This is a genomic window from Pantoea graminicola (assembly GCF_048452665.1).
Lineage (GTDB): Bacteria > Pseudomonadota > Gammaproteobacteria > Enterobacterales > Enterobacteriaceae > Pantoea.
This window is the reverse complement of record NZ_JBLWSJ010000002.1, coordinates 261,548-273,318: the sequence shown is the minus strand read 5'-3', so window position 1 is coordinate 273,318 and position 11,771 is coordinate 261,548. Positions and strand designations below refer to the sequence as shown.

Genomic DNA, 11,771 nt, shown 5'->3' with positions numbered 1-11,771 from the left:
ATAAGGAATCTCTGTCAGGGCGGGGTCATTATGCCTGTTCTTTCATTAATCGCAGCACAATCGTCATAAAGAGGCAAAACCCCTTTGCTATGCTGAGAAACAGGCAGTTTTTCCGGTAAATAAGGAGCCAGAAATGCATCAGAATCAGACACGGCAGTTAGGTAACAGCGGTATCGCCGTTCCGCGACTGACGTTTGGCGGCAATGTGTTTGGCTGGACGGTGGATCGCGCTACCTCATTTTCTCTGCTGGATGCGCTGGTGGAGCGGGGGCTCTGGTTTATCGATACGGCCGACGTCTATTCCCGCTGGGTGCCGGGCAACAAAGGCGGTGAATCGGAAACCCTTATAGGCGAGTGGCTGCAAAAAAGTAGCAAACGGGACCGGATCGTTCTGGCAACCAAGGTGGGGATGGAACTGTCCCCGGCGAAAAACGGGCTGAAACCGGACTATATCCGTCAGGCAGTCGATGCGTCGCTGCGCCGTTTACAGACGGACTATATCGACCTCTATCAGGCGCACCGCGACGATGCAGATACGCCCCTGGCGGAGACACTGAACGCCTTTGACGGCCTGATCCGCGAAGGCAAGGTGCGGGCTATCGGGGCTTCAAACTACAGCGCCGCACGACTGCAGGAGGCGCTGGCGATCAGTGACGCGCAGGGACTGGCGCGCTACGAAACCCTGCAGCCGGAATATAACCTCTATGACCGCCAGCCCTATGAGTCGGAACTGGAGCCTGTGGTGCAGGCGCACGGACTGGGCGTGATCAACTACTATTCTCTCGCCAGCGGTTTCCTCAGCGGCAAATACCGTGAAGCAGCGGATGCGGCGAAAAGTGCGCGCGGGCAGAGCGTGGTCGAAAAATATCTCAATCCGCGCGGGTTGAGGATCCTCGACGCGCTGGATGCCATCAGCGCAGCGCAGCAGGTGACGCCGACGCAGGTGGCGCTGGCATGGCAGATCGCCCGTCCCGGCATCACCGCGCCGATTGTCAGCGCCACATCGCTGAAACAGCTCGACGATCTGACCGGGGCGATGCAGCTTACGCTCTCACCCGCAGAGATTGCGCAACTGGACCAGGCGAGCCGTTAAGCGCAGGGGCCATCGTGCCCCTGTTTTGCGCTGACCCGGCAGAAACTGCCGTTTCTGGCTGAAACGTAACCGCTAAGAGATCCCGATCACAGTTACGCGAACAATCTGCTGTTTCCGGAAAGTATGCGCACGTATTTACAAAAGCCGTTCAATAGCCAGCACTATCCTCTGCGCGTCACTTTCGGTCACTTACATAAGAATCAGCACGATGAAAAACAGAAAAGCCCGCTTTCCCTCTGCCCGTGTGGCAAGCGGTACCCTGCTTATGGCCATGCTTTCCACGTCAGCCCTGGCCGCTGACGCGCTGAGTCCCGACTCCGAATGGATGGCTGGTGACTGGGGCGGTTACCGGACGCAGCTGCAGAATGACGGCATTAAATTTGACGTCAACTACACCATGGAAAGTGCGGCCAATCTGGGCGGTGGCGCGGACAGCAACACGACTATGCGCTACAGCGATCAGTGGACGTTTGGCACCAATTTTGACCTGGAAAAACTGCTGAACTGGCAGGATGCCGAGTTCCAGATGACCGTGACCAATCGCGACGGTCAGAACCTGTCGGATCAGGTAGGGGACCGACGCGCCGGGATGCTCTCTTCGGTTCAGGAGGTCTACGGTCGCGGCCAGACCTGGCGCCTGACGCAGTTCTGGCTGCGCAAAGGGCTGTTTGACGATGTGGTCGATGTGAAAGCCGGCCGGGTCACGGTGGGCGAAGACTTCGATAACTTCGATGGCAATCTGTTCCAGAACCTGGCACTGGGCAGCGGCCAGGCGGGGAACTGGCGCGGCGATCGCTGGTTCAACTGGCCGGTGTCGCAGTGGGGCGGCCGCATTAAGTTCAATCTTACTCCTGAGCTTTTCTTCCAGGTCGGTTTCTATAATCAGAACCGCGCCAACTACGATCGCGGCGACGGCTTCCGTCTGGACACCCGCCATTCTGAAGGCAATCTGGTGCCGATCGAGCTGGGCTGGAAACCGACCTTCGGGCCGGAAAAACTGCCGGGTAACTACCGCATCGGTTACTACACCTCGTCGGTGGATGGCGATGTCTACAGCAGCTGGCGCAACGGCGGCTATCAGGATCAGGCGCGTGCCTATGGCGGCTATCTGTTATTGCAGCAGCAGCTGACCGCACAGAGCGGCGATGTAAATCGTGGACTGGGCATTCGCCTGCAGGCGGTGATGAACGACCACAAGACGTCAAAAACCGACAACTATCAGTCGTTCGCCCTGACCTGGACCGGGCCGTTTGATGCCCGTCCGCAGGATGAGATTGGCGTGGGCGCAGCACGTATTCATGTGAACAGCGACTATACCCGGTCACTGCGTCAGCAGAATCAGGCTAACGGCGAAAGCCGCTTCGACAGCCCGACTTATCTGCCGGTTCAGTCAGGTTCGGAATACAACTATGAGATCTACTACAACGCTAAAGTCACAAACTGGATGTCACTGCGCCCTAATCTGCAGTATGTCGTGGCACCGGGCGCGGTCAGCGAAGTGAAAGATGCGTTTATTGGCGGTATCAGCGCCAATTTCGCCTTCTGATAAAGAGTGAAAGGATGGCGTACCGGACAGACGGCCTGGACGTGCTGAGCCCTGTGAGCCTGCGCCTGCTCATCGCCGTTGTCGGCAAATAAAAATGGCACCCTCGGGTGCCATTTTTGTTGTCGCAGGGCAGGATTAGCGGAACATCACTTCTGCCCAGCGGGCCAGTCCGGCGGTGACTGAGGCGAAGTCGTCGCCGCCCGCAATCGGCGTATCCGGCAGCGTCTGCTGCAGGGCTGCACGCAGCAGCGGTGAACGCGCGCTGCCGCCGGTCAGGTAGATCACATCAGGTTTAATCTGGCTGGTGGCCAGCGCCAGCTGCACCTGCTCCAGAATTTTCTCCAGCGGCTGACTGATCGCCTCCTGCAACTGGTTCACCGCAATCTCCGTCTGCAATGCCGCGGCAATGAAGTCGAGCGAAGCGGTGTGGGCCGGGCTGGCTGACAGCGCGATCTTGCTCTCTTCGGCCGCTCGTACCAGACGATAGCTCAGTTTCTGCTGCCACACCTTCAGCAGGCGGGCCACGACGTCGCCCTGTTCGGCATCGCGCACCAGATCCCGCAGCCATTTTCCACAGGCCGCACTGTAGAAGTCGCTCTGTGCCGGCACATCATTGATGGCAATCGCATTCCACCACGGCAGGGCGGGCAGGGCGGTGCCTTTCTGGGTGTTGCCGCCGAGCCCCAGCAGAGGCATCAGGGTTTTAAACGCCAGCATGATGTCCAGGTCGTTTCCGCCAACGCGGCAACCGCTGTGGCCCAGCAGGCTTTCACGGCGGTCCGCCTTGTCGCGCCATTTCGGCCCCATCAGCAACATTGAGCAGTCGGTGGTGCCGCCGCCGATATCGACGACCAGCACCCGCGTCTCCTGCTGCAGCGTCGCCTCGAAATCGAGTCCGGCCGCGACCGGCTCGAACTGAAACTCGACGTCGCGGAAACCGGCACGGTGTGCGGCGCGCAGCAGAATACCTTCAGCCTGCTGGTTAGACTCTTCGCTGCCCGCGCCCTGGAAGTTGACCGGTCGGCCGATGACTGCCTGCTGAATGGTCTGACCGAGCTGGCTCTCGCCCTGCTGACGGATGTGCAGCATCATGGCGCAGACCAGATCTTCAAACAGGGCAAGCTGCTGAGGCTTCAGGCCGCTGGCACCGAGAAACGATTTGGGGGATTTAACGAACCAGACATCTTCCGGGTCAGCCATGTAGTGCTGCAGCGCGGTCAGGCCAAACTGCACGCTGTTCGCCTGAACCTCGATATCCTCTTCGCGGTTGAACCGCAGTGCGCGCTGTAGCAGTGCCGTGGTTTCGCTGTCCGGCGTCGCAACCTGATGATGACGATAAAGCCATTCGCTGATCGACTCGCGTGTCGGCGCACAGATCATTGATGGCAGCAGGCGCTGATCGTTTTCCAGCGTTAACAGGCGTGGCGTGCCCTTTTCGCTGACTGCAATAGAGCAGTTAGCCGTGCCGTAATCGAATCCTATGAACATTTTCGCCCCCATGCCGGAAAAAAGGGGGCGACTTTAGCGCAGCTTCAGCGGGGTGGCAAGCGGCCAGCGCGGGAATTAACGGATAGCGAAGAGGCGAGCTTCGGCCAGCGAACGCAGCGGCTGACGCTCGGCGACAGCACTGCCCCAGACGCCATCCACATCCAGCGTCGCCAGGGTATTCAGCACGGCTGGCACGGAAACCGGACCGGCCAGCACGGAAATGTGGCGCTGCGTGGCCTGCCCCTGAATAATGGTCAGCAGCATCTCATCCATCAGACTGGCATGCACGTTTGCCACCAGATCAGGTGCCAGCACCAGATAATCGACCACGTCATCACTCAGCAGATTGAAGGCATCCAGATTACGGCCAAAATGCTGCAGGACGATACGGCAGCCGCACTGCCGCAGTTGCCGCAGCGCTGCATAGATCTGATCGCCTTTACCGATGACGCTCGCCGCCGGAAAAGCAAAACCTGCGTGGCTATCGGCCAGACCGGCGGCGACAAAGCGCTGACAGAGCTGGTGCACAAAGGCGGCATCACTCAGTATCTGCGCATGCAGTGGCAGAACCACCGCAATGCCCTTGTGATTCAGCGCCTCTACGTCGTGGCGGAAAAAAGCCTCCAGAATGTTGTTATCCAGCCGGCGACGCAGCGCCTCATCGGCAAGGTTACTGCGCAGCAGCATTTCATCCATCAGCAACCCGTCCGCGCTTAACAGCTGGACATCCAGCAGCCAGATAAAGGCCGCCTGCGGCGTTTTCGGCGGAGCAACAGCCCAGGCGGCCAGTTCGATCTGCAGGGCATCGATCATGCCGGCATCCAGACCCTGATGATGACCCGGCAGTGGCAGGCGATGCTGTTCATAGATCATCAGCCGTCCGCGACCGCTGCGTTTGGCGTTGTAACAGGCGATATCCGCCTGCGACAGCACGTCGCTGCTCTGACAGTTTTCGGCGGAGATCTGGGTCACCCCGGCGCTGGCACCGACCTGGTACAGGCGACCCAGCCACTGGAAGCGGTAGTCATTGACTGCGGCAACGATACGCTGCACCACGTCATGCGCCTGCGCGACCTCACAGTCAGGCATCAGCAGGGCGAACTCGTCGCCGCCCAGTCGGGCCAGAAAATCGCTGCTGCGAAGATGGTGCTGCATCAGTTCAGAGAGTTCGCGCAGGAGTGCATCCCCGGCGGCATGGCCGGCGCTGTCGTTAACGGCCTTAAACTTGTCCAGATCGATAAACACCAGCACATGGTGATGGTGATGCTCCGCGGCATCGAACAGCAGACGCTTAAGCTGCAGTTCGAAGCTGGCGCGGTTAGGCAGGCTGGTCAGCGTATCATGCAGCGCACTGTAGCTCAGACGCTTCATCAGCTTACGTGACTCACTGACATCCTGAATAATCATTACGGCACCCTGTTCCAGACCGGCTTCTGAACGCAGCGGGGTGATGCTGTAGTGAATATCAATATGACTGCCATCGGGGGCATGCAGCACCAGATCTTCCGCAAAATCCGGGGTGACCTTTTCTGGCGGCAACTGGCACAACAGCAGATTTTCGACCTCGGGGCCGTTGCGGCCCTGAGTAATGTGCAGCACCTTACTCAGCGGCTGACCTGTGGCCTGCTCCTGCGTCCAGCCACTCATCTTCTCCGCTACCGGATTCATAAAGGCCACGCACATCTCTTTATCGGTGCTGATCACCGCTTCGCCGATCGAATCAAGGGTAATCGCCATGCGCTCTTTCTCCTGAAACAGCGCCTCATTCAGGTTGCGCAGCGGCGTAATGTCCTGACAGATACCCAGCATCCGCTCAATGCGTCCCTCTTTACTCAGCAGCCGGTTAGCCTGGGTTCGCACCCAGCGCTGTCCCTGCCTGTCAACGACGCGATACTCCATATGAAAGGCGCTGCGCAGCTCAATGGCCTGCTGCACCGTCAGCGCCGCGTATTCGCGATCGGCGGGATGCAGCAGATGGATCCAGAGGTCGTAGCTCGGCGACTCATGTGGTTCCAGACCAAACAGGGCGTACATACGCTTATCCCACAGCATCTCGCCGGTCAGCAGGTTCCACTCCCAGACGCCGATGCCGCCCGCTTCGTTGGCCAGCGTGATACGCTCCATCAGCCGCCGGTTCACCTGTTCGCTCTGCTTCAGCTCAGAGATATCGATGATCTGCGCAATGAAGTAGAGGGGGGCATGGCTGCTGTCACGCACCAGCGAGACCGTGAGGCGTGCCCAGACGATTTCGCCATCTTTGCGGAAGTAGCGTTTCTCAAGGGTATAGGTGTCGATGTCGCCTTCCAGCAGTCGGCCTACATGCTGCATATCCTTAGAGAGATCGTCGGGATGCGTGATCTGCTGAAAGGTCAGTCGCTTCAGCTCATCCGCCGGGTAGCCGAGGATCTGACAGAGTGAGCGGTTGACCTGCAGCCAGTTGCCCTGCGGGGAGACCAGCGCCATACCGATTGCCGAGTACTCCATGGCATGACGGAAGCGGGTTTCACTGTCGGAAATATGCAGTTTCTCGCGCCGGGAGGCATCCATCACCAGCGACATGATATGGCTGGGTATCAGCACCAGCAGAAACGGCAGCCAGCTGGAGACCGGACCCAGCGCGCTGTTGTTGCTGACCACGTTGACCAGATCTAAAGCCAGCAGCATGGAGATAAAACTGGCGTTGAGGAAGAACAGGATAAACGCCTGCAGTTTAGGCAGGCGAACGGCGCACCAGAACAGAATCACCACAATAAAGGTAAAGGGCCAGGGCAGAAAGCGCAGTGACAGGTAACTGGAACCAAGGGTAAGCAGCAGCGTCAGGGCGAGTTCGGCCAGACGCAGATCGCTGAACTGCGCGCGACGCAGCGGCCAGGGCAGCAGCAGCAGCATCGGGCCGAGCACCAGCATACCGATGATCTCGGAGATCACCCAGGTATAGAAGAAGGGAAACGACGCCTGGCCGCTGACCTGGAGCGTCCAGAGCGCCAGCAGGCCGCCGAGCACCGGCGTCATAATGCCCACCGACAGCACCAGTCGTGCCCAGTCACTCAGCGAATCCAGCGGTGTGCGACGATCCAGCAGAGCGCGCAGCAGCATACCGCCGACACCCGCCTGAATCAGGTTGAGCAGCGTAAATTTAAGGTTAGAAAAGGCGGGGCCGATGACCAGGGCGTTAGCACTCGCGGTGCCCAGGACGCAGGCTGTCAGCAGCAGCGGCAGCTGGCGCGTCGGACAGCGGAAAACCACGACGGTCATCAGCGTCGTGGGGAACCAGAGCGGGGAAATCTTCCCGCTGACCACAATCAGTTCAAGACAGAACAGCGTCAGGAAAAAGAGTATCCCGCCCAGAACCAGCGCCTGAAGCCAGCGGTTGGGCGTGTTGTTTTGCGGGGATAAAATCTCAGTCATGCGGGCTTCCGGCAGGGTGCAGGGCTCCGCAACGGCGAATCAGGCACCAGTCATTCTCTGACTGCATGCTAGCACATTCGGCAAAGAAAAAAGGGGTGAAATCAAAATTGCCCGTTATTCGGCGAATTGGCGGGCAGGGGGGGATGACGAGCCAGCCTATTGATTACTGACGAAAAAGATCGGCACGGGTGTAAGGTTTTTCCATCCCCGCAAGGCTGGCAGAGAACCGCTCCAGAAACTGCTGCGTGGTAGCGACGCGCCCGTGACTCATCAGAATAAAGGGTATGACCAGTGCAGCGCCGACCTGGGTCCAGCTAAAGCCTTTGAGCGTGGTGCGCCGCTGCGAGATCAGAAACGCGGTGCTCAGCGTGAAACCCAGCAGCAGACCGGTCGCGACCTCGCTTCTGGAGTGCGCATGGATCACCAGACGGGAGAATCCCACCATCAGCGGGATAAGGTAGCCTACCCCGATCGCCACCACGCGACCCGGCAGCGACCAGCGACCCGAGATCAGCCACAGCATCACCGGCCACAGCGTAGCGGACATCGCACTGTGACCGCTGAAACCGGTGAAATTAAAACGGGCGCTGCCGATGCCGAATCCCAGGAACAGAATCTTCGAAATGCTGACCGTGAGCCCGGCCAGGCCGAAAGCGACAATCCAGTAGAGGACGGTAAGACGGTTGTCACTCTTCCAGGGTAAAATCAGCGCAATAATCACGGCTGTCGGAATCAACAGCATGCTGTCGCCAAAATAGGTCAAAGTCTTCCAGTGCATACTACTCCTGCTGCCTTCTCGGGTCGTTATGAGAGCGTCGCGCGCGGGCTGTCCGGCACGCTGAAGGGGCCATTTTAGTTATAATTGGCTGTGACAACAGTTTATCGGTGAAATGAGTGGCGTCCAAAGGGGAAAGTCTGAAAAGTCGCCGACGCCATTTCTCTGGCATCAAAAGACCGAAATCCCTATACTTAGCGCGAACACACCCTCTCCATTTCGGCCCGTCCGCTGCCCGCGTAATGTGTGTCCAGTGGCAGGCTCCAGTTATCAGGTCTTAAAAAAGTATGACTGACAAGTCTCATCAGTGCGTGATTGTAGGCATTGCCGGCGCTTCCGCATCCGGTAAAAGTTTAATTGCCAGCACGCTCTATCGTGAAATCCGTGATCAGGTAGGTGACGAGCACATCGGGGTCATCCCGGAAGATGCTTATTACAAAGATCAAAGTCACCTCACCATGGAAGAGAGGGTTAAAACCAATTATGACCATCCGAGCGCGATGGATCATGATTTACTGCTGCAGCACCTGCAGGCGGTGAAAGCCGGTCAGGATATCGAACTGCCGGTCTACAGTTACGTTGAACACACCCGTACGCAACAGACCCAGCATCTGAAAGCCAAAAAGGTGATTATCCTGGAGGGCATTCTGCTGCTGACCGACGCCCGTCTGCGTCAGGAACTCAACTTCTCAATCTTCGTGGATACGCCGCTCGACATCTGTCTGATGCGCCGTATGAAGCGCGATGTCAATGAGCGCGGGCGCTCGATGGATTCAGTAATGAGTCAGTACCAGAAGACGGTTCGTCCGATGTTCCTGCAGTTCATCGAGCCCTCTAAACAGTACGCCGATATTATCGTGCCGCGCGGCGGAAAAAACCGTATCGCCATCGATATCCTCAAGGCAAAAATCAACCAGTTTTTTGAATAATCCACGTCCGGTGGGACGTGGCGCAGACCGACGGCAGGCAGACTGAAGTCGGTTCGCTACACTTATGTCATGGAGTTTCCGCAATGAGATTATGCGATCGCGATATTGAAGCCTGGCTCGATAGTGGCAAACTGGCCATTGAGCCGCGCCCGCCGGTCGAACGCATCAATGGTGCTACGGTCGATGTGCGGCTGGGTAATCAGTTCCGTACCTTCAGCGGGCATACCGCGGCCTTTATCGATCTGAGCGGGCCGAAGCAGGAAGTCAGTGCCGCCCTGGATCGGGTCATGAGCGATGAGATCGTGCTGGCAGAAGGCGAAGCCTTCTTCCTGCACCCGGGCGAACTGGCGCTGGCGGTCACGCTGGAGTCGGTGACGCTGCCCGATGATCTGGTCGGCTGGCTGGATGGGCGCTCGTCGCTGGCGCGTCTGGGCCTGATGGTGCACGTCACGGCTCACCGCATCGATCCGGGCTGGCAGGGCCGTATCGTGCTGGAGTTCTACAATTCAGGTAAACTGCCGCTGGCACTGCGTCCTGGCATGTTAATCGGCGCACTGAGTTTTGAACCCCTTTCCGGCCCGGCTGCGCGCCCCTATAACCGCCGTGAAGATGCGAAATATCGCGGTCAGCAGGGTGCTGATGCCAGCCGTATCGACAAAGATTAATCTGAGGATGTAATGAAAAGAGTGATAACCACGCTGGCCATCCTGTTAGTGGTGGTCGTATCGGGAATGAGCGCGCTGGTGCTGCTGGTCAATCCCAACGACTTTCGTGCCTATATGGTACAACAGGTTGAACAACGCAGTGGTTATCGGCTGGAGGTCAGCAGCGATCTGCGCTGGCACGTCTGGCCTCAGCTCAGTATCCTCGCCGGCCGGATGAGCCTGACCGCACCAGGGGCCAGTCAGCCGCTGGTGTCGGCTGAAAATATGCGGCTGGATGTCAATCTGTGGCCGCTGCTCTCCCACCAGCTCAGCGTCAGTCAGGTGATGCTGAAAAATGCGATAGTGCGTGTCACCCCCGACAGCAGTCCACAGCCCGCCAAAAACGCGCCGCAGGGACCGCGTGATGCGGAGCCTGCGTCACCCGCCAGCGGCTGGTCTTTTGACATCGCAAAACTGCGCGTTGCCGACAGTCTGCTCATCTGGCAGCAGCCGGGCGGCGATGAGTACAATTTCCGTGACCTCAACATCAGCATGGATCAGGATGCCAGCAATCTGGCGACCCTGGCGCTGAGCACCAGCCTGATGCGCAACCAGCGCAACGTCACCCTGTCGCTGAAGGGGCAGCTCGACGCCTCACAATATCCTCATCGTCTCAGCGGCCAGTTGCAGCAGCTGGATTACACCCTCTCCGGTGCGGATATCCCGGTGCAGGGCATTAAAGGCTCGCTGAGTCTGCAGGGGGAGTGGAATGGCGACCGCCAGCGCTTCGCGTTCAGCAATCTGCAGCTAACCGCTAACGACAGCTCGCTCACCGGGCAGGGCAGCGGTCACCTGATGCCTCCGCAGCAGCTGGCGCTGGATCTGAAAGCCAGTTCGCTCAACCTCGATAATTTACTGACCAGCGCGCCCGCGTCTGAAACGGCAGGCGCGCAGCACGCCACAGTGGCCCGTTCACCGGTGATTGCGGCGCCACGCGAACGCATTAATGCTGACTCTCCGCTGAACGACATGGATCTGGCGCTGAAGCTCCAGGCAGAGAGTGTCGTCTGGCGCGGCCTCGCGCTGACCGGCCTGACGCTCGACGCCAGCAATCAGCAGGGGCTGATGACGCTTAATACTCTTAGCGGTAAGCTGGGCAATGGCAGCTTCTCGGTTCCCGGCCGCATTGATATCCGTCAGCCAGAGACGCAGGTGACGCTGAAGCCGCAGCTCCGGCTGATTGCGATTCAGCCCCTGCTGAAAGCCTTTAACCTGCCGGAAAGCCTGCAGGGCAATCTGAGTCTTGACGGCGATCTGGCGGGCGACACGCTGAGTGTCGAGGCAGCTAAACGTCGCTGGCAGGGCAGGGCGACCCTGAGCGCCAGCAACCTTAAGCTGGCGCAGCTCAATCTGCAGCAGATGGTGCAGCGCGCCGTGGCGCGGGTCAGCGATAAGGTCAGCCGTGAAGAGGCGGAAGATGCGGCCGATGAGGGCATTGAGTCGATCAGCGGCCAGGTGGCCCTCAATAAAGGCGTGCTCAGCTTCAGCGATATCAACGGCAACGGCCATAATCTCGACCTGCAGGGTGCCGGCAAAGTGGATATGGCGCAGCAGCAGCTGGATGTGACGCTGGGGCTGAAGCTCAGCGGCTGGCGGGGTGCTGAGACGCTGGTGAAAGCTCTTGCCGATCAGCCGGTCCCGCTGCGCATCTACGGCGACTGGAACAACCTGCAATATTCGCTGCCCGTGGATGACGTGCTGCGCGAACGCCTGCAGAGTGAGGCCAGGACACGGCTGAACCAGTGGATCGATCGACAGAAAGAAGAGAGCAAAAAACCGAATCTGAAGAAATAAGGGCGCCTGGGAAAGACACAGCGCCCTGGACGTC

At 58.9% G+C, this 11,771-nt stretch carries 8 protein-coding genes; 5 read left to right on the top strand and 3 right to left on the bottom strand.

The window, feature by feature from the left end:
- Positions 1–133: 133 nt before the first annotated feature.
- Entirely contained in the window at positions 134–1,093 is a 960-nt protein-coding gene (locus ACNY69_RS05365) for an aldo/keto reductase (RefSeq protein ID WP_418797534.1), read from the top strand.
- A gap of 208 nt (positions 1,094–1,301) precedes the next feature.
- The gene (locus tag ACNY69_RS05360) at positions 1,302–2,639 is read left to right on the top strand and encodes a carbohydrate porin (RefSeq protein ID WP_418797533.1); all 1,338 of its coding nucleotides are present in this window, start codon (positions 1,302–1,304) and stop codon (positions 2,637–2,639) included.
- 135 nt (positions 2,640–2,774) lie between these two features.
- Here ACNY69_RS05360 and yegD read toward each other — a convergent pair whose 3' ends face one another.
- From yegD to ACNY69_RS05345, 3 genes are all read right to left on the bottom strand, one after another.
- Positions 2,775–4,127, bottom strand: coding sequence for a molecular chaperone (gene yegD / locus ACNY69_RS05355; protein WP_111139187.1), 1,353 nt, complete (start codon positions 4,125–4,127; stop codon positions 2,775–2,777).
- Positions 4,128–4,202: 75 nt separating this feature from the next.
- Positions 4,203–7,535, bottom strand: a complete 3,333-nt coding sequence (locus ACNY69_RS05350) for a diguanylate cyclase (protein WP_418797531.1) — start codon at positions 7,533–7,535, stop codon at positions 4,203–4,205.
- Between the two features lie 163 nt (positions 7,536–7,698).
- Entirely contained in the window at positions 7,699–8,313 is a 615-nt protein-coding gene (locus ACNY69_RS05345) for a phosphatase PAP2 family protein (RefSeq protein ID WP_111139189.1), read from the bottom strand.
- Positions 8,314–8,597: 284 nt separating this feature from the next.
- Here ACNY69_RS05345 and udk point away from each other — a divergent pair, with 284 nt between their 5' ends.
- The 3 genes from udk to asmA all read left to right on the top strand — a co-directional run bounded on the left by udk (position 8,598) and on the right by asmA (position 11,737).
- Positions 8,598–9,239 (top strand): uridine kinase, encoded by a 642-nt coding sequence (udk, locus tag ACNY69_RS05340; RefSeq protein ID WP_004571279.1) that lies wholly within the window; start codon positions 8,598–8,600, stop codon positions 9,237–9,239.
- A gap of 83 nt (positions 9,240–9,322) precedes the next feature.
- Positions 9,323–9,904, top strand: coding sequence for a dCTP deaminase (dcd, locus tag ACNY69_RS05335; RefSeq protein ID WP_111139190.1), 582 nt, complete (start codon positions 9,323–9,325; stop codon positions 9,902–9,904).
- A gap of 12 nt (positions 9,905–9,916) precedes the next feature.
- Complete coding sequence (gene asmA / locus ACNY69_RS05330) at positions 9,917–11,737, top strand: outer membrane assembly protein AsmA (RefSeq protein ID WP_418797529.1); 1,821 nt, start codon at positions 9,917–9,919, stop codon at positions 11,735–11,737.
- Positions 11,738–11,771 lie beyond the last annotated feature (34 nt).

Coding starts and splice junctions, on each gene's coding strand:
- ACNY69_RS05350 (WP_418797531.1), bottom strand. CDS start 7,535: ATGACTGAGATTTTATCCCCGCAAAACAACACGCCCAACCGCTGGCTT.
- dcd (WP_111139190.1), top strand. CDS start 9,323: ATGAGATTATGCGATCGCGATATTGAAGCCTGGCTCGATAGTGGCAAA.
- ACNY69_RS05360 (WP_418797533.1), top strand. CDS start 1,302: ATGAAAAACAGAAAAGCCCGCTTTCCCTCTGCCCGTGTGGCAAGCGGT.
- ACNY69_RS05345 (WP_111139189.1), bottom strand. CDS start 8,313: ATGCACTGGAAGACTTTGACCTATTTTGGCGACAGCATGCTGTTGATT.
- udk (WP_004571279.1), top strand. CDS start 8,598: ATGACTGACAAGTCTCATCAGTGCGTGATTGTAGGCATTGCCGGCGCT.
- ACNY69_RS05365 (WP_418797534.1), top strand. CDS start 134: ATGCATCAGAATCAGACACGGCAGTTAGGTAACAGCGGTATCGCCGTT.
- yegD (WP_111139187.1), bottom strand. CDS start 4,127: ATGTTCATAGGATTCGATTACGGCACGGCTAACTGCTCTATTGCAGTC.
- asmA (WP_418797529.1), top strand. CDS start 9,917: ATGAAAAGAGTGATAACCACGCTGGCCATCCTGTTAGTGGTGGTCGTA.